Raw genomic sequence first — 18040 nt, 5'->3', positions numbered from 1 at the left:
GCGGTACGGGCGGGGCCGGCGCCCCGCCCGTACGCGGAAGACCGCGCGGGCCTCAGTCGGCCAGGACCGACAGATCCTGCCTCGTCGACGGGACGGCGACCGTTCCCCTGTCGTCCGCCAGTGTCTGCACCGTGAACATCTGGACGCCGCCCTCGGGAAGCGCGAGCGTGCGGGCGGCGTGCACCGGGCCGCCCGATTCCGGCTCGACCGTCAGCGCGTAGGTGCCCTTGAGCCCGGCCGGGACCGGCGGGGTGACCGCGAGCGTCGTACCGGCCTTGACCGTGTACGTCTTGACGGTCCGTTCGCCGCCCTCGCTGCCCGCCGACGCGGTGACCTTCACCTTGGCCGTCGCCCCCGGCGCGGTCAGGGAGAGCGTCGAGCCCTTGGCCCGGTTGTCGGCGGCGGTGGCCCGCTCGCCCACCGGACCGGTCGCCGGGATGTAGGCGATCTCCTGCTTGGCGCCGGTGCCGCGCACCACCCGCAGGGCGGCCACGACCGGCGTCGCCCGGCTGCTCTGGACGGGAGTCAGCCGCAGGGAGCCCGCCTCGCCCCGGGTCACGTCCTTCAGGTCGAGGGTCGCGGTCATCCCCGACTTGATGTGCAGGGTGTCGTTGCCGGCCGGGGCGAACGTCGCCGTCCCGCCCAGCAGCTGCACCTTCACGTCCGCGTCGTCCTCGCCGGGGGCGAAGGCCACCAGCTGTACGGAGGTGGCGTCGGCCGGGATGCCGGGCATCACGAGGGTGCCCGCCGGGTCCGCGGCGGCCGTCAGCCAGTCGCTTCCCGCCTTGTCCTCCGCGACACCGACGACGGCGCCGACCCGACCGGTACGGGTGGTGACATGGGCGGTCACCCCGTCCACGGCCTCACCGGTCAGGGTGGAGACCAGCACCGCGACGCTCGACCGGGGCTGGAGCGTGTAGCCCTCGCTCCCGTCGGACTTGAGGAGCCCCTCGGGACCGTACAGCTCGATGTCGGCCACGGCGGCCGTGTCGTCCGGGTTGGTGAGGTGGATGTAGTCCTGACGGGACTTCGCGGTGCTCACTCCGGGGAACCAGAAGTCCGTGTCGGGTGCCGTGCAGCCGACCCCGAGGAGCCCGCGGCTGTCACCTGCGGCGACGACGGTCGTCTGCTGGGCGGTCCAGCCGGGGGCCGAGGAGCCGGTGGCGGTGCCGACCAGGGCGGGGGCGTCGGCGCCGGAGGCCTCGGCGGTGGCCGGCTTGCCGGGCTCCTTCACGGAGATGACCGGCTTCTCGGCCTTCTCCTTCGCCTTCCTCGCCTTTTCCTCGGCCTTCTTGATCTTCTTGGGGTCCTTCTCGGTCTTCTCGTCGGTCTCCGGCGTCGCGTCCTCGTCGTCCGCGACCGGCACGGCCGGCTTCAGCTCGGCGCCGCTCGCGGCCGGGGCGTCCTTCCCGGTGGCGCCCTGCCCCGCCGGGGTGAACGAGGTGTACCGCGTGTCCGCGAGATCGGAGCCGCTGGGCGCCGGACAGAGCAGGCTGGAGCGTTCGACGGGCAGCCGGGAAGTGGGCTTCGCCTCCGTCGTATCCCCCTCGCCGGGCGCGGTGAGCGCGGCGAACCCGGTGACGGCGGCGAGGGCGACGGTGCCCGCGATGAGGGACAGGTGGGTGGACTTCACTCGGACTCGCCTCGCGATGCGTTACCGGACTGCCACGGGGCCTGGCCCGGGGCCGGGTTGTCGACGTGCTCGTTGTACTGGACGGGGTCGGCGGTGCCGGGGTACTGCCCATGTCCGGTGTGACCGTCGGGGTCGATGTGACCGTTGGGGTCGTGCTGCCCCGGGTACCGCTGCGGCTGCCCCTGGAACTGCTGTGGCTGTTCCTGGTACTGCTGCTCCGGGTACTGCTGTGCCTGTTCCTGGTACGGGACCTGGCCCTCGTACGCCGGGTAGCCCGCGTTCTGCTGCTGGTACGGGTCGTACGCGGCGTTCTGCTGCTGGTACGGGTCGGGCTGCTGGTACGGGTACTGCGTGTAGTCGGCGCCCTGGTACTGCTGCTGACCGTCCCACTCCCCGTACTGCTGCTGCGGCACGGCCGCGTAGTCGCCGGTGTCCTGCTGCCGGGTGTAGGCCGCCTGCCCGTCCGGGGACACGGCGTACGGGTCGGTGTTCTGCTGCGCGGGGATGTACTCCCCGGGCGCACCCGCCTCCGCCACCGGCGCCCCTTCCGGCCGGTCCTGCTGATCCGGGTGAGCCTGGTGACTCGGCTGATGCGGCTGGGGTGTTCCGCCGTCCTGGGCGGTCTCCGCCGGTTGCGCCTCGGCCTCCGCCTCCGCCTGCGCGGCGGCGCGCAGCCTGCGGGCGCGGCGGCCGTCGCCCTCGATCGGCTCCGCGACGACGGCCTCCTCCTCGGGCAGGTCGTCGTCGATCTCCCGGCGGCGGCCCGGCAGGGCCAGGACCACCAGCACGACGGCGAGGGCGACCTGCGTCCAGATCCACGCGGTGTGCGTGATCGGGGTGTCGTACGTGAGGTCCAGCCGGCCGCCGTCGGCGGGGAGTTCGAAGCCCTGGGCCCAGCCGTCGACCGTCTTCCGGTTCAGCGGCTTGCCGTCGAGCGTGGCCTGCCAGCCGGGGTCGGCGGCATCGGCGATCCGCAGCACCCGGCCCGGACCGCCTGCGGGAATCTCGGAGTGCGCCTCGACCGGGAGCGAGGCGACGGGCTGCCGCTCGCCCTCGCCCGACGGGACGATCATGATCCGGGCCACCTGCTGGTCGACCCGCCACAGGGCGCTGCCGTCCAGCTGGCTGAGCCGGCTCAGGCCGGGGGTCGAGTCGAGCACCCGGCTCATCTGGCGCGGTGCCCCGTCCCGTACGAGGACGTAGCGGATCGCGAAACCGCTCAGCTGGCTGCCCTGGTCGGCGCCGGAACCGGCGACCAGGTTGGCGACGACCTTGTCGAGGTGGCTGTTGCTGCCGCCCGACTCCGTCAGCTCGGCGTCACCGAGCCGGGCGCCCGAGCCGCGGGCCAGGGTGTAGTCGACGGAATTCACCGATGTGCCACCGAGCACCAGGGTGCGCGGCTGGTCGCGGGTGGCGCTCTCCTCGGCCACGAACGCGGGCACCTGCACGGGATCGCGCCGCTCCAGCGGACCGTCGGCGCCGCCGAACATCCAGCCGAAGGCGGCCAGTACGGGAGCCGCGGCGGCGGCCAGCGCGATCAGCGCGGCGACGGGCTGGCGCCAGCCGAAGCTGAGCGCGGCGACGCGCACCCGGGCGCCGTCCGCCCCGAGCAGGGCGGCGGCGATCAGGGCGATGCCGTAGACGAGCGTGGCGGGTCCGGCCCAGCTGGAGCCGTTGGTGATGCCCGCGAAGAGCAGCGCGACGAGCGCGACGGCCCAGGCGGTACGGATGGCGAACTGCCGCTCCCCGCGCATCAGCGCGGCCAGCGCCGCCAGCACGATGCCGAGAAGCAGGACGCCGCCTGCGGCCTTGGGGCCGCCGGGGCTGATCCCGAGCAGGTCGAGCGCGGAGGCCGTGCCCGTACCGAGATCCAGGCCCGCCTCCTTCAGGAAGGCGGACGGGCTGGTCAGCAGGGACAGCGACCAGGGGGCGAGGATCAGCATCGGGGTGCCGACGGCGGCGAGGAAGCGCAGCCCGTACGCCGTGATGTCCTTCCGGCGCAGCGCCAGCACACCGAGGCCGAGCACCACGGCGAGCGGCCAGACGACGGGTGTGAAGGCCATCGTGAAGGTGAGCAGCAGGGCGTAGGCCCAGGTGGCACGCCAGCTGCCGCGAGCGGTGCCGCTGCCCGCGCGCATCCCGTGGGCGGCGACGGCGGCGCGGGCGATCAGCGGGAGCAGCACGGCCAGTACGGCGGTGCCGAGGCGGCCGGTGGCCAGTGCTCCGGTCGCGGCCGGCAGGAAGGCGTACGCGATGCTCGCCCAGGCCCGCAGCAGCCGCGATTCGAGCAGCGGCCGGGAGGCGAAGTAGGCGGTGAGTCCGGCCAGCGGGACGGAGCAGACCAGGAGCAGGGTGAGCGCGAAGCCGGTGGAGCCGAGGAACAGTGCGGACAGCGCCGAGATCAGGGCGAGGTACGGCGGCGCGGACTCGGTGTTGCCGGTGCCGACCGGGTGCCAGGCGTCGGCGTACCGCCCCCAGAGGTCGGCGACGTCACCGGGCGCGGGCAGCAGCGCGCCGCCCGCGAGCGCGCCGCCGCTCAGGAGGCCACGGCAGGCGATGAGGGAGACCACGAGCAGCAGCGCGAAGAGCACCGGACCCGGCTTGCGGCCGACCTTCTTGAGCCGGGCGAACTGGTCGATCTCCAGGAAGTCGGCGTCGTCCCCGCCCGGTCCGGACTCCACGGCTCCGTGCCGGGAGCCGCCGGAGTCGGCGTCGGCGCGGCCACCGAAGTTGCCCGCGACCTGATCGACGGTGGCGCGGACGGTGGCGCCCGGCGGCGGGAAGAGCGCGCGCAGTTCGGCGGCGTCCACCGATCCCTTGCCCCGGCTCCGGCGCGCGGCGAGGATCCGGCCGGGCCGCAGCAGGGTGCCGAAGAGTCCGGCGACCTCGTCGAGCGCCTGGCCGGGCACCTTGCCGACCAGGTAGGCGAGGGTGCGCAGCAGGGTGCCGACGACGAGCCGGAGCAGGACCCAGGGCAGGGCCTTGCCCGCGGTGTTGACGAGCATGGTGTAGGCCGCGCCCGCCTTGTCGACGCGGTGCGGGCTGGAGACCGAGCGGCCGGCGCAGTCGATGGGACGGCGTTCCCGGGCGGATGCCTCGGCGTGCCGCAGGACGGCGTCGGGGGCGACGAGCACCCGGTGTCCCGCCATGTGGGCGCGCCAGCAGAGGTCGACGTCATCGCGCATCAGCGGGAGTCTGCGGTCGAAGCCGCCGAGTTCCTCCCACACATCACGGCGGATCAGCATGCCGGCGGAGGAGACGGAGAGCACGGTACGGACCTGGTCGTGCTGGCCCTGGTCCTGTTCGCGGCGGTCGAGCCCGGTCCAGCGGCGCCCGCTGTTGGCGATGGAGACGCCGACTTCGAGGAGCTGCTTGCGGTCGTACCAGCCGCGCAGTTTGGGTCCGACGATCGCGGCGTGCCGGTCGGTGTCCACCACTCGCAGCATCGCGGCGAGCGCGTCGGGCGCGGGTGCGCAGTCGTCGTGCAGCAGCCAGAGCCACTGGACGGGTTCGCCGTGCGGCAGTTCCGGCAGGTCGTAGTTCTCGTCGACCCAGGTCCGGCTGACGGGGTCCCAGCCGCTGGGGCGCTTGAGGTACGGCAGGTCGTCGGGGGTGAGGACACCGGCCGTGCGGGCCGCCTCGTCGACGGCGGTGCCGAAGCTCGTACGGCGTGCGAGGTGCAGGACGCGTTCGTCGCCGAGTGCCTCGGTGACCAGCCGCGCGGAGTCGTCGGCGCTGCCGGTGTCGGCGGCGACGACGTTCTGTACGGGGCGTTCCTGCCCGAGCAGCCCGGAGAGCGCGTCGGGGAGCCAGCGTGCGCCGTCATGGGAGACGAGCACGGCGGTGACGACGTGCCGGGGGAACTCTGGGGCGGCGGCGACCGCGTTCGGCGCCGCCGAGTGGCTGTGCACGGACATCGAGGTACGGGCCCTCCGGCCGGGTCCGGGGGGCGTCCCCCCGGGGGCTGCATCGGTGTACACGCGCGCCCCGGCGGGGCGTTGGCGCGTCTCGGACGGGGCCCCACACTAACGGTACGGGTGGGCGGGGGTGTCGCCGAGCAGCGGAACGGGGGCGGACACACGGACGGCCCGTCGCCCGGACCCTTGCGGGAGGATACGGAGGACGGGCCGTCGGCGTGGCCGCGTGCGGGCCCGGCCGGGGCGACGGGGACGACTGCCCCCGGCACGGCCGCGAGCGGGGCTACGACCGGAGATTCGGGCGGGGCCTTCCGACGGCGGCCTCGGGCGGCTGCCCCGTCACGGCGGCCCCGCGTGCCGCCCTCATGTGCGTCCCCGGCCGGCGCGGCGACCGGTGCGGCGGACGGCACCCCGGGGGACGCCCCGGGTGACGCCTCTGGACGGCGGCTGGACGGCTGCTAGATGGCGGCCTTCTTGAGGCGCCTTCGCTCCCGCTCGGAGAGCCCGCCCCAGATACCGAAACGTTCGTCGTTGGCAAGGGCGTACTCAAGGCATTCCGAACGGACTTCACAGGCGAGGCAGACCTTCTTCGCCTCGCGGGTGGATCCGCCCTTCTCGGGAAAGAAGGACTCGGGATCGGTCTGGGCGCACAGTGCGCGCTCCTGCCAGCCGAGTTCCTCGTCCGCGTCCTCGACCAGCAGTTGCTGGAACAGCTCGGTCATGTGCGCCCCTCGTCTGTCTCTTGCGTCCCGTGATGCGGCCGCTACTGATGGCGGCCGAACGACACGAGTGAAATTACAAGTGTGTAGCTCCGAGCCAGTCAAGCGAGGATCTGCTATTGGCCCAGGTATTCACTCTGCGGAACCAAGCCTATGCGGAAAGTGTGCAAATCACCAAAAACCTGACATGTGCCACAGGCTCCTGCCGCGACGCGCCCTCACCAGGTGAGACGAGTAAGCCCCTCCCCGTGTTGCGATTCGATCACTGAAGCGACCAGGATCACAGTCAGGTCACGGGATTCCAGCGGCGTTTTGAAGGCGCGCTCGATGCGCCACATCTCCTGCGCCACAGGTGAAGAAACCTTTCTTCACCCCTGGCAACCGGAAGGGGTGAAACATTACCCCCCAAATCGGTCAATGGGTTGACAGGGGGCGATCCAGCCGGTCTCCTTGATGTCATGCCAGCGACCTCAGCGATGCACGTCACCCACGTCCGTGGGTTCCGTACCGCTGTTCAGGCCCGCTGTTGCTGTTCCAGCTGTCACAGCTGTTGAAGCCCCTGAGGCTCCAGCTCTGATCCAGCACAACTCTCCGCAGCGCATCCCGTTCTCCGACGGCCGCACCCGGCCGTCTCCCGCTCGTCGCGGGCTCCCCGCACGTGCACCCCCCATGCCGAGGACCACCTCACCCATGAACAGCGACAGCGACCTTCAGATCGCCGGCGACATCCTGGAGGTCCAGCACCTTCTCCAGCCGGCCCGTGAACACCCCTCCACCGTGGCCGAGTTCGCCGGACTCGCCCGCTCCATCGCCGCCGACCGCGCGCAGTGGGCCCCGCTCGTGCGGTTCGACACGACCACCCGCTGGTACCACCGGCTGCGCACCGGCCCCGGCTACGAGGTCTGGCTGCTCAGCTGGGTTCCCGGACAGGGCAGCGGACGGCACGACCACGGTCCGTCCTCCGGCGCGCTGACCGTGCTGGAGGGCGAGTTGACCGAACACAGCGGGCGCGGCAGCCGCGTCCTGGGCTCCGGCGCGCAGCGGGTGTTCGCCCCCGGGTACGTCCACGAAGTGGTCAACGACTCGCTCGAACCGGCCGTCAGTCTGCACATCTACTACCCGGGTCTGACCGACATGCCGATGCACTCCGCCCAATGCGCCCCGGCGGCCATGGATGTCGTACCGGCCTGACAAACTGCTGTCCATGCGCATTGTGGTTCTGGCCGGCGGTATCGGTGGTGCTCGTTTTCTGCGTGGCCTCAAGCAGGCCTCGCCCGACGCGGACATCACGGTGATCGGCAACACGGGTGACGACATCCATCTGTTCGGGCTGAAGGTCTGCCCCGACCTCGACACCGTGATGTACACCCTCGGCGGTGGCATCGACGAGGAGCAGGGCTGGGGGCGCACGGACGAGAGCTTCCACGTCAAGGAGGAGCTGGCGGCCTACGGCGTGGGACCGGACTGGTTCGGGCTCGGCGACCGTGACTTCGCGACCCACATCGTCCGTACGCAGATGCTCGGCGCGGGCTATCCGCTGAGCGCGGTCACCGAGGCGCTCTGCGCGCGCTGGCAGCCGGGGGTCCGGCTGCTGCCGATGTCCGACGACCGGGTCGAGACTCATGTCGCGGTCGATGTGGACGGCGAGAGCAAGGCCGTCCACTTCCAGGAGTACTGGGTGAAGCTGCGGGCCTCGGTCGAGGCGCAGGCGATCGTGCCGGTCGGCGCGGAGCAGGCCAAGCCGGCCCCGGGGGTGCTGGAGGCCATCGCCGCGGCCGATGTCATCGTCTTCCCGCCGTCCAACCCCGTGGTGTCGGTGGGGACGATCCTCGCCGTGCCGGGGATCCGGGAAGCCATCGCCGAGGCCGGGGTGCCGGTCGTCGGCCTCTCCCCCATCGTCGGGGGCGCCCCCGTGCGGGGCATGGCGGACAAGGTGCTGGCGGCGGTGGGCGTAGAGTCGACGGCCGCGGCGGTGGCCCAGCACTACGGTTCGGGACTGCTGGACGGCTGGCTGGTCGACACGGTGGACGCCGGGGCGGTCGGCGAGGTCGAGGCGGCGGGGATCCGCTGCCGCGCGGTGCCGCTGATGATGACGGACGTGGACGCGACGGCCGAGATGGCCCGCCAGGCGCTGGTCCTGGCCGAGGAGGTCCGGGCATGAGCGGCGCCGGCACCGGGACGCCCTCCTTCCGGGTGTGGGCACTGCCCGGGATTCCCGAGGTGCGGGCGGGGGACGACCTCGCGAAGCTGATCGCCGCCGCGGAGCCGGGGCTGGTGGACGGCGATGTCCTGCTCGTCACCTCGAAGATCGTCTCCAAGGCGGAGGGCCGGATCGTCGAGGCGGCGGACCGGGAGGCGGCGATAGACGCCGAGACGGTACGTGTGGTGGCGCGGCGCGGACCCCTGCGGATCGTGGAGAACCGGCAGGGGCTGGTCATGGCCGCGGCCGGTGTCGACGCCTCGAACACACCCGCCGGGACCGCGCTGCTGCTGCCCGAGGACTCCGACGCCTCGGCGCGGGCCATACGGGACGGGCTGCGGGACACGCTCGGGGTCGAGATCGGCGTGGTCGTCACGGACACCTTCGGGCGGCCCTGGCGCAACGGGCTGACCGATGTCGCGATCGGGGCGGCCGGGGTCCGGGTGCTGGACGATCTGCGCGGCGGGACGGACACGTACGGCAATCCGCTCAGCGCCACCGTCGTCGCGACCGCGGACGAGCTGGCCGCGGCGGGCGACCTGGTCAAGGGCAAGGCGGCGGGGTTGCCGGTCGCGGTGGTGCGGGGGCTTTCGCATGTCGTGGGCGCACCCGGTGACGAGGATCCGGGGGCACGGGCCCTGGTGCGGGTCGCGGCCGACGACATGTTCCGGCTCGGGACCTCGGAAGCGGTGCGCGAGGCGGTGTCCCTGCGGCGCACGGTGCGCGAGTTCACGGACGAGCCGGTGGACCCGGGGGCGGTACGGCGTGCCGTGGCCTCGGCGCTGACCGCTCCGGCGCCGCACCACACGACGCCGTGGCGGTTCGTCCTGCTGGAGTCCGCCGAGTCGAAGACCCGGCTGCTCGACGCGATGCGGGACGCGTGGACCGCGGATCTGCGGCGCGACGGCAAGGACGAGGAGTCGATCACGAAGCGGGTGCGGCGGGGCGATGTGCTGCGCAACGCGCCGTATCTCGCGGTGCCGTGCCTGGTGATGGACGGCTGCCACACCTATGGGGACGAGCGCCGGGACACGGCGGAGCGCGAGATGTTCGTGGTCGCGGCCGGAGCGGGCGTGCAGAACTTCCTGGTGGCGCTGGCGGGTGAGCGGCTGGGCTCGGCGTGGGTGTCCTCGACGATGTTCTGCCGGGACGTGGTGCGGGAGGTGCTGGAGCTTCCGGAGTCCTGGGATCCGTTGGGCGCGGTGGCGATCGGGCACGCGGCGGGCGCTCCGCGGGAGCGGGGCGTCCGGGACGTGGCGGAGTTCGTCACCGTGCGGTGAGAAGGGCCCGTACGGAGAGACGTGCCCGGGGAGAAGTGCCCGTGCGGGGAGCGGCCTGGGCCACGCGGTGAGGCGGCGGGGGCCGCTGTTCGTCACAGGGGCGCGATGTTGCCCGGGGTCATCCGGGGTGCGCGCCTCTTCGGGGTGTGGCCCGAGAGCAGGATCAGCCGGGTCGCCCGGTGGCGCTGCCCCTCGTACGGGGCGAGCAGACTCAGCATGGCCGCGTCGTCGGCGTTCCTGTCGCCGGCGAGCGCGTGGCCGACGATGCCCGGGAGGTGGAGGTCGCCGACCGTGACCGCGTCCGGCGAGCCGTTGGAACGCTGAAGCGTTTCGGCCGAGGTCCAGGGGCCGATACCGGGGATCAGTTCCAGACGGGCCTTCGCCTCGGGCAGCTCCATCCCGGCCGCCTCCTCCATCCGGCGGGCCACCCGGACCGCTCGCAGGATCGTCGAGGAACGCTTGCTGTCGACGCCCGCCCGGTGCCATTCCCAGGACGGGATCATCGACCAGCCGCGCGGGTCCGGCATCACGTGCAGGCCCAGGTCCGTGACCGGCCCGGGGGCCGGGGTCCCATGCGTCCGGACCAGGTATCGCCAGGCGCGGTACGCCTCGTCGGTGGTGACCTTCTGTTCCAGCACCGACGGGATCAGGGATTCCAGGACCAGGCCCGTGCGCAGCAGCCGCAGCCCCGGGCGGTGGTGCCGGGTCAGGGCGAGCAGCCGGTGACGCGGGACGAAGGCGTCCGGGTCGTCCGCCGCGCCCAGGAGATCGGGGAGCCCGTCCAGCAGCCACGGGGCGCCCGGCCCCCAGGCCGCCGCCTCGATCCGGCCGCCGCGTGCCGCGACGCGGAGGGTTCCGGGGCCCTGGGGTGTGCGGGTGGCCCGCCAGAAGGTGCCGTCCGCGATCATGCGGAACGTGGGGTCGGCGGGACCTCGGCGCAGCGGCCCCAGGATCAGGCGCAGGTCCAGCGGGCCCGGCGGGGTCCACTCCCTGGTCACCTCTCGCGCCGCCGGTCCGGCCGGGGCGGTGGTGGACGAAGCGGCCGGGGACGGGGCGGCTCCCGCCGGGGCGGCCTGATGCGGCACAGCCGCTCGCGCGGCGCGGGGTGCGAATCGTCCTGCCACTGATGAAGCCCTCGGTGTGGGTGGGTGGGTGCTTATCGAGGGTACGGCCGGGCCGGTGTCACTGGTCCGAGGAGAAGCGGACCGACGCGGCCGGTATGACGGCTCCGCACCAGATCCGTACCCCGTCACGCAGCTCGTTGTCGGCGCCCACCCGGGCTCCGTCACCGATCACCGCGCCCGCCAGCACCGTACGGCTGCCGATCCTGGCACCGGCCCCGACCAGGGAGTCCGTGATGACCACGCCCGGTTCCACGACCGCGCCGGACAGGATCGTGGAGCCGTCGATGCGGGCGCCCTCACCGATCAGGGCGCCGTCGCCGATGACCGTACCGCCGGTGAGTTTGGCGTCGGGGGCCACGGAGGCGGTGGGCATGACGAGCCGGTCGCCGCAGCGGCCGGGGACGGCGGGGGACGGGGCGCGGCCCAGCACCAGGTCGGCGGAGCCGCGTACGAACGCCTGCGGGGTGCCGAGATCGAGCCAGTAGGTGGAGTCGACCATGCCCTGGAGGTGGGCGCCGGAGGCGAGCAGCCCGGGGAAGGTCTCGCGTTCCACGGAGACCGGGCGGCCGGCCGGGATGGTGTCGATGACCGACCTGCGGAAGATGTACGCCCCCGCGTTGACCTGGTCGGTGACGATCTCCTCGGGTGTCTGCGGCTTCTCCAGGAAGGCCGTCACCCGGCCGGTGCCGTCCGTCGGTACGAGACCGAAGGCGCGCGGGTCCTCGACCCGGGTGAGATGGAGGGAGACATCCGCCCCGGAGGTGGCGTGCGCCGTGACCAGGGCCCGGATGTCGAGTCCCGTCAGGATGTCGCCGTTGAAGATGAGGACCGGGTCGTCCGGGGCCGAGGTGAGCCGGGACGCCACGTTGCGGATGGCGCCGCCGGTCCCCAGCGGCTCGCGCTCGGTGACGTACTCGATGTGGAGTCCGAGCGCGGAACCGTCGCCGAAGTACGGCTCGAAGACCTCGGCGAGGTAGGACGTCGCGAGCACGATGTGCTCGACCCCGGCCGCCCGAGCGCGTGCCAGCTGGTGTGTGAGGAACGGGACGCCCGCCGCCGGGACCATCGGCTTCGGCGTGTGCACCGTGAGCGGGCGCAGCCTGGTGCCCTTGCCACCGACCAGAAGAATCGCTTCTTTTGCCTCTGTCACAGCACCGTCTCTGCTTCCTGCTGGGGCCTGGCCTCGTTTCGGCTGGCCAGTGTATGCAGACCGGTCGGATCGCCCCCGGTCAGCGGCCCTGCAGACGGGCGGAGCTGGTCCGTGCCGTGCCGAGCTTCTTGTAGAGACGCCCTCCGGGGCATTCGGTTGCGAATCCGTCCCGATGACCGGAAATCACGTTGAGTTTGACCTTCTTGCCCTTCTTGTACCGGTTGCCGCCGCCGGAGACGAGGGTGGTCTTGCCCTTGGGGTTGGCTCCGAACAGCCCGAGCTTCCAGGCGGTGAGTTTGGCGATGGCGTTCACCGCGGCGGCGGGCGGATTCTTGGAGGTGAAGGTGCCGAGGACCGCGACGCCCATGCTGTTGGTGTTGAACCCGAGCGTGTGCGCCCCGAGAACGGCCTTCGTCACGCCCCCGGCGCGCCCCTCGTAGATGTTTCCGCACTTGTCGACGGCGAAGTTGTAGCCGAAGTCGCGCCAGCCGCTGCTCTGGACGTGGTAGCGGTAGATGCTGCGCAGGACCGCGGGCGCCTGGGAGCAGCTGTAGTTGTTGCCGGTGGCGCTGTGGTGCACGAAGGCGGCCTTGACCGACTTGGTGTACGCGAACTGGCGCTCGCGGAGCTTCTCGTTCGCGCCCCACCCCTTCCGCGTGATGATGCGCGGGCGCGGACCGATGTACGGCTTCGCGCCCGCCGCGAGGAAGGCCTCCGCCCCGGAATCGGCCTTCGTCGCCGCGGGGATCACCGCGCCGGCCCGGGTGGCCCCGCGGGCGCGGCCGGCCGTGGGCTGCCGGGGGTCCTCGCCGGGGTCGACCAGTTCCAGGCGGAGACCTCCGGGGAGCTCGACGGGGGTGGCGGCGCGGTCCTGCGGGCCGGGCGCCTCCGGGCTCACACGGACCTCGACGCCGTCGGAGTCACCGACCCAGAGGGGGGACGTGGAGCCGCGGACCGTGCGCGCCTTCCCTTCGGCGCTGCCCGGGTCGGCGGCATGCTCGGAGTTGTGCGTCTCGACGTTCTGCCAGTCGGACCAGTGGGTGGTGCCGGTGGCGCGGGTCCGGATCTGGACCGTCCCGTGGAGCTCGGTGTCCACGTCGTCCCAGACCACTCCGACCAGGGAGAAGGGCCGGGCGTCGCTCCGGGGCAGTCCCCGCACGGTGCCCCTGGCGGGTGAGCCGGTGGCCCGGGTGGCCGCGGAGGGGAGCGGCGACAGGGGCAGGGACTGCGTCGAGCCCGGCAGTTCGGCGGCGGGCCCGGCCGGGGTGGAGGCGGCGGAGCCGTCGGACGGGCCGGCGGCGGTGGAAGCGGGGCCGTGGGCGGCGGAGGCCCGGCCGGCGACGGAATCTGACGTGGACGACGCGGGTGCGGCGAGCGGCAGGGTGAGTGCCGCCGCGCAGGTGACGCCGATCGAGGTTGCTAGAAGAGCACGCATACACATGATCCTGGCCATATAGGAACAACTACGTCTACCCAGACATACGCCCTGAATTGATGGCCCGTCTGCCGAACCGGTGTACGGGAAGCCCGTCGCGCCACCCCCGTCCACCGCCGCCGCGTACCCTTGCGCGGATGAACTCCAGCGACCGCACCCCCGCCGACCTGCTGCGATCCGCACTGGCCTCGGACCCGGCCCGCCCACTGGTCACTTTCTACGACGACGCCACCGGAGAGCGCGTCGAACTGTCGGTGGCCACCTTCGCCAATTGGGTGGCCAAGACCGCCAACCTGCTCCAGGGAGACCTGGCCGCGGAGCCCGGCGACCGGCTCGCGCTGCTGCTCCCCGCGCACTGGCAGTCCGCGGTCTGGCTGCTCGCCTGCTCCTCGGTCGGAGTGGTCGCCGAGGTGCAGGGCGACCCGGCCGCGGCCGACCTCGTCGTCAGCGGCCCGGACACGCTGGAGCGCGCCCGCGCCTGTGGCGGCGAGCGGGTCGCGCTGGCGCTGCGCCCGCTGGGCGGCCGGTTCCCGCAGCCGCCGCAGGGATTCGCGGACTACGCGGTGGAGGTGCCCGGTCAGGGCGACCGCTTCGCTCCGTTCGCACCGGTGGACCCGGACGCACCCGCGCTGACCGTGGGCGAGGTCGCGCTGACCGGGGCGCAACTGGTCGCGAAGGCCCGCGAGGATGCCGCCGCCCTGGGGCTCACGCCCGGATCGCGGTTGCTCACCGGACATACGTACGACAGCTGGGAGGGGCTCAGCGCCGGACTCTTCGCGCCGCTGGCCGCCGGAGGCTCCGTGGTCCTGTGCCGGCACCTCGGACAGCTCGGCGAGGACGGCCTCGCCAAGCGCGTCGAGAGCGAGCGGGTCACCAACACCGCGGTATGACAAGCACCCTGAGTGTCACTCGTCCGGCCTACGGCGGGCCGAGTCCCCAGGATTGAGCATCCACTCAGGTACATGATCGGCGGTACGGACCACTCTCCCCGGATGCACAACCAAGCGTGAGGTTCAGCCGTCTACTCCTGCGACCGGCGGCCTATCGCGCCGCCGAACGTGAAGGATGGACGCATACGTGACCGACAGCGCTGGCACGCCGGCCGACCCGGAGCACCCGGCCGAGGACAAGCGGCAGGACGGGGCGCAGGAAGATTCCCGGGCCGCCGCCGCGCAGGACGAGGCGGACGGGACGGCACAGCCGGGCAAGGCCGACGGGAATCAAGAGCCGGGCACGGCGGACTCCGCGGGAGCCGCGGGCGCGGACACCGGGGACGGAGCCGCCGCCACGGAGACCGCGGACGACGCGGGAGCCGCGGGCGCGGACACCGGGGACAGCGGCCCCGGCGGCTCCCCGGGGAGCGGCGCCGCGGACGGCGGCGGCGTGCGGACCTGGGCCGACCGGCCCACGGACGGCATCGCCGCCGGGCACCGGAGCCACTGGCTCCGCTGGACCGCCCTCGCCGCCTCGTTCCTCGTACTGATCGCCGCGGGAGCCGGCTGGTGGCTCTACAAGAAGCTCGACGGCAACATCAGGACCGATACGAGCGCCGCCGCCGAACTGAAGGCGTACGAGAAGGAACGCCCCACTCCGGTCGCGCAGGATGCCCAGAACATCCTGCTCATCGGGTCCGACAGCAGATCCGGCGACAACCGTGAGTACGGCCGCGACGACGGCGGCAGCCAGCGCTCCGACACCACGATCCTGCTGCACCTCGCGGCGGACCGGAAGAGCGCCACCGCGATGTCCGTCCCGCGTGACCTGATGGTGGAGATCCCGAGCTGCCACACCGCGGGCAAGAAGACCACCGGGGAACAGTTCGCCCAGTTCAACTCGGCCTTCGAACTCGGCGGCACGGCCTGCACGATCCGCACGGTGGAGCGGATGACCGGCATCCGCGTCGACCACCACATGGTCGTCGACTTCAACGGTTTCAAGGACATGGTCGACGCCGTGGACGGGGTCGAGATCTGCCTCAAGGAGCCGATCGACGACGCCGACGCGCACCTCAAGCTCCCGTCGGGGCGGCAGAAGCTGGACGGTGAGGAGGCGCTCGGTTACGTACGGGCCCGCAAGTCGCTCGGCAACGGCAGCGACACCGAGCGGATGGACCGCCAGCAGCGATTCCTGGGCGCCCTGGTGAACAAGATGCAGAGCAACGGCGTCCTGCTCAACCCGACCCGCCTGTACCCGGTGCTGGACGCGGCGACCAAGTCGCTGACGACGGACCCGGGTCTGGACTCGCTGAGGGACCTGTACGACCTGGTACGGAGCATGCGCGACGTACCGACCGACAAGGTGCAGTTCCTGACGGTCCCCCGGCAGCCGTACAGCCAGAACAGGAACCGGGACGAACTCGTCGAACCGGACGCCGGACGGCTGTTCAAGCAACTGCGCGAGGACCAGCCGGTCGCCGTGGTACCGGCCGATGAACTCAAGGAAAAGAACGAGGGCGTGGGCACCGGAGACGGCACGCGGGACACGAAGCCGGACAGCGCCAGCTCGGGAAGCCCGACGCCGGAACCCACGTATTCGGGCTCGAATGCGGCCGACGACCTGTGTAAGCAGTAAAGCAATTCCCAAGTCGCGCACGGCAATCGACTCATAATGGGAAGAATGCCCGGTTGTAAGCGGCGTGGAATGTGTCACGCACGTCGCTCGACTCCGAACCGGGCGGATAGTGTGACGCGATCCGGTGCTTCCGGCCATTCGGTCGTGCACTGCTGGAGCGAAAGAACGAGCGCCTTGTCGGGGGAGGCGCCTCGCGTGGCACCGACGGAGGACTCAAGCAACCGTGGATGCGCAAAGCCGTGGGCGGGCGGACGAGATCGACCCCGCAGACCAGTGGGTACTCAACCCGCACACCGGCAACTACGAACTGCGACTGGACCAATCCGCAGGGGAGTCGTCCCACGCGCCAGGCGTGGCGGCACCCCGTGGATCCGGTCGTAGCAGCGGGTCCGGACGTCCCGGCCCGGCCGCGGGCGACAGCCCCGGCACGGCGGACGCCCCGCGCCGCGAGGTGCCCGGACAGCGCAGCCGCCGTTCGGCACAGGGCCGCCGGGGCACGACGGCCACCGCCGCCGGCCCCTCACCCGCCGGCCGCCGCAAGCGCAAGCCCCCCAAGGCCCGCAAGAAGAAGGCGCTGCTGTGGACGGGCGGGGTGATGGCGTTCGTCGTCGTCGCCGGCTCGGCCGGGGCCTACGCCCTGTACCAGCACTTCAACGGGAACCTCAACACGATCGACGTGGGTGACGCGGGCAGCAAGAGCGTCACCGCCGACGGCCCGATGAACATCCTGATCATCGGCACCGACAAGCGCACCGGCAAGGGCAACGAGGGCTACGGCGACAAGGGCAGTACCGGCCACGCCGACACCAACATCCTCTTCCACGTCTCCGAGGACCGCACCAACGCCACGGCGATGAGCATCCCGCGCGACCTGAAGATCCCGATCCCGGACTGCGAGACGAAGCAGAAGGACGGCACGACCAAGGTCATCCAGGGCAGCGCGCTCGACCGTTTCAACACGAGCCTCGGCCAGGAGGGCCGCGACCCTGGCTGCACCATGCGGACGGTCAAGCAGATCACCGGCATACAGGTCGACCACTTCATGATGGTCGACTTCAACGCGGTCAAGGAGCTGTCCACCGCGGTCGGCGGCGTCAAGGTCTGCATGGCCAAGCCGATCGACGACCCGAAGTCCCATCTGAAGCTGCCCAAGGGCGAGTCGACCGTGCAGGGCGAGGAAGCACTCGCCCTGCTGCGCACCCGGCACAGCTTCGGCAACGAGAGCGACCTCGACCGGATCAAGGTGCAGCAGCAGTTCCTGGGCTCGATGATCCGGCAGATGAAGTCGGACGACACCCTGACCAGTGCCCCGAAGCTGTACAAGCTGGCCGACACGGCGACCAAGGCGCTCACGGTCGACTCCGGTATCGGCAGCGTGACGAAGCTGACGAGCCTCGCCCAGGAGATCGGCAAGGTCGACACGAAGAACATCACCTTCGTGACCATGCCGGTGATCGACAACCCGGCCGAGCCGACCCCGATCACCGTCGTCCCGGCACCGGGGAAGGCCGAGCAGCTGTTCGCGATGATGCGCTCGGACACCTCGCTCACCGAGGTGAAGAAGAAGGAGAAGGCCGCCAAGAGCAAGCAGGCCGAGCTCCTCAAGGGACCGAAGGCCGACGCGGCGGACGTACGCGTGGATGTCCTCAACGGCGGCGACATCGCCGGTGCCGCGGGCACCACCGTGACCTGGCTCCAGGTCGAGAAGGGCGTACTGAAGTCCACCAACAAGGCCAACGGCCCGAAGATCGACAAGACGACGCTGGCGTACGCGCCCAATCAGGCCGACCAGGCGCGCACGCTCGCCGAGATGATGGGGCTGCCCGCCACCGCGCTGAAGCAGGGCACCACCGACGCCGAGGGACTTCAGGCGATGGTGCTGACGCTGGGGGCGGACTTCAAGGGCGCGGGAACGCCCATCACCGGTCCGACGAAGGCACCGGCCGACATCCAGAGAGCAAGCGCCGACAAGGCGGAATGCGCCAAGTGACACCGGGTCACCGCGCTACAG

At 71.9% G+C, this 18040-nt stretch carries 13 protein-coding genes; 6 read left to right on the top strand and 7 right to left on the bottom strand.

The genetic code is table 11. The annotated features are described in order from the left end of the window. Positions 1 to 52 precede the first annotated feature (52 nt). The 4 genes from ABT170_RS17205 to ABT170_RS17190 all read right to left on the bottom strand — a co-directional run bounded on the left by ABT170_RS17205 (position 53) and on the right by ABT170_RS17190 (position 6619). Positions 53 to 1633: a DUF5719 family protein gene (locus tag ABT170_RS17205; RefSeq protein WP_351868159.1), complete on the bottom strand. Its 1581-nt coding sequence runs from the start codon at positions 1631 to 1633 to the stop codon at positions 53 to 55. After that, entirely contained in the window at positions 1630 to 5550 is a 3921-nt protein-coding gene (locus ABT170_RS17200; RefSeq protein ID WP_329943680.1) for a glycosyltransferase, read from the bottom strand. The genes ABT170_RS17205 and ABT170_RS17200 overlap by 4 nt, the downstream gene beginning before the upstream one ends. 458 nt (positions 5551 to 6008) lie before the next feature. Then, positions 6009 to 6272, bottom strand: coding sequence for a WhiB family transcriptional regulator (locus ABT170_RS17195; RefSeq protein WP_014046372.1), 264 nt, complete (start codon positions 6270 to 6272; stop codon positions 6009 to 6011). Positions 6273 to 6487: 215 nt separating this feature from the next. Beyond that, on the bottom strand, positions 6488 to 6619 hold the full coding sequence (locus ABT170_RS17190; protein WP_329943681.1) for a hypothetical protein: 132 nt from the start codon (positions 6617 to 6619) through the stop codon (positions 6488 to 6490). Between the two features lie 340 nt (positions 6620 to 6959). Here ABT170_RS17190 and ABT170_RS17185 point away from each other — a divergent pair, with 340 nt between their 5' ends. From ABT170_RS17185 to ABT170_RS17175, 3 genes are read left to right on the top strand one after another with little or no spacing between them, the layout of a single operon-like run. After that, positions 6960 to 7460, top strand: a complete 501-nt coding sequence (locus ABT170_RS17185) for a cysteine dioxygenase (RefSeq protein ID WP_329943682.1) — start codon at positions 6960 to 6962, stop codon at positions 7458 to 7460. A 13-nt stretch (positions 7461 to 7473) separates the two neighbouring features. After that, a complete protein-coding gene (gene cofD, locus ABT170_RS17180) occupies positions 7474 to 8430 on the top strand; it encodes a 2-phospho-L-lactate transferase (RefSeq protein ID WP_329943683.1) in 957 nt (318 codons plus the stop codon). Beyond that, positions 8427 to 9749, top strand: a complete 1323-nt coding sequence (locus ABT170_RS17175) for a coenzyme F420-0:L-glutamate ligase (protein WP_351868153.1) — start codon at positions 8427 to 8429, stop codon at positions 9747 to 9749. The genes cofD and ABT170_RS17175 overlap by 4 nt, the downstream gene beginning before the upstream one ends. A 92-nt stretch (positions 9750 to 9841) precedes the next feature. Here ABT170_RS17175 and ABT170_RS17170 read toward each other — a convergent pair whose 3' ends face one another. The 3 genes from ABT170_RS17170 to ABT170_RS17160 form a co-directional block, all read right to left on the bottom strand. Beyond that, on the bottom strand, positions 9842 to 10873 hold the full coding sequence (locus ABT170_RS17170) for a DNA-3-methyladenine glycosylase family protein (protein WP_329943685.1): 1032 nt from the start codon (positions 10871 to 10873) through the stop codon (positions 9842 to 9844). Between the two features lie 58 nt (positions 10874 to 10931). Further along, positions 10932 to 12023: a mannose-1-phosphate guanylyltransferase gene (gene manB, locus ABT170_RS17165; protein ID WP_351868150.1), complete on the bottom strand. Its 1092-nt coding sequence runs from the start codon at positions 12021 to 12023 to the stop codon at positions 10932 to 10934. 79 nt (positions 12024 to 12102) lie between these two features. Continuing rightward, positions 12103 to 13458 carry a peptidoglycan recognition protein family protein gene (locus ABT170_RS17160; RefSeq protein WP_329943687.1) on the bottom strand — a complete coding sequence of 452 codons (1356 nt, stop codon included), beginning with the start codon at positions 13456 to 13458 and terminating at the stop codon, positions 12103 to 12105. 137 nt (positions 13459 to 13595) lie between these two features. Between ABT170_RS17160 and ABT170_RS17155 the strand changes: the two genes are divergently transcribed. The 3 genes from ABT170_RS17155 to ABT170_RS17145 all read left to right on the top strand — a co-directional run bounded on the left by ABT170_RS17155 (position 13596) and on the right by ABT170_RS17145 (position 18019). Next, a complete protein-coding gene (locus ABT170_RS17155) occupies positions 13596 to 14348 on the top strand; it encodes a TIGR03089 family protein (RefSeq protein ID WP_329943688.1) in 753 nt (250 codons plus the stop codon). A gap of 175 nt (positions 14349 to 14523) precedes the next feature. Next, a complete protein-coding gene (locus ABT170_RS17150; protein WP_351868146.1) occupies positions 14524 to 16029 on the top strand; it encodes an LCP family protein in 1506 nt (501 codons plus the stop codon). 223 nt (positions 16030 to 16252) lie between these two features. Continuing rightward, on the top strand, positions 16253 to 18019 hold the full coding sequence (locus ABT170_RS17145; RefSeq protein ID WP_329943690.1) for an LCP family protein: 1767 nt from the start codon (positions 16253 to 16255) through the stop codon (positions 18017 to 18019). Positions 18020 to 18040: the final 21 nt, after the last annotated feature.

The organism is Streptomyces sp. NPDC001787, assembly GCF_040297465.1.
Taxonomy (GTDB): domain Bacteria; phylum Actinomycetota; class Actinomycetes; order Streptomycetales; family Streptomycetaceae; genus Streptomyces.
The sequence above is the reverse complement of the archived record's forward strand: the minus strand, read 5'-3'. Positions and strand labels throughout refer to the sequence as shown.

Coding starts and splice junctions, on each gene's coding strand:
- ABT170_RS17150 (WP_351868146.1), top strand. CDS start 14,524: ATGGACGCATACGTGACCGACAGCGCTGGCACGCCGGCCGACCCGGAG.
- ABT170_RS17185 (WP_329943682.1), top strand. CDS start 6,960: ATGAACAGCGACAGCGACCTTCAGATCGCCGGCGACATCCTGGAGGTC.
- ABT170_RS17160 (WP_329943687.1), bottom strand. CDS start 13,458: ATGCGTGCTCTTCTAGCAACCTCGATCGGCGTCACCTGCGCGGCGGCA.
- cofD (WP_329943683.1), top strand. CDS start 7,474: ATGCGCATTGTGGTTCTGGCCGGCGGTATCGGTGGTGCTCGTTTTCTG.
- ABT170_RS17200 (WP_329943680.1), bottom strand. CDS start 5,550: ATGTCCGTGCACAGCCACTCGGCGGCGCCGAACGCGGTCGCCGCCGCC.
- ABT170_RS17175 (WP_351868153.1), top strand. CDS start 8,427: ATGAGCGGCGCCGGCACCGGGACGCCCTCCTTCCGGGTGTGGGCACTG.
- ABT170_RS17155 (WP_329943688.1), top strand. CDS start 13,596: ATGAACTCCAGCGACCGCACCCCCGCCGACCTGCTGCGATCCGCACTG.
- ABT170_RS17195 (WP_014046372.1), bottom strand. CDS start 6,272: ATGACCGAGCTGTTCCAGCAACTGCTGGTCGAGGACGCGGACGAGGAA.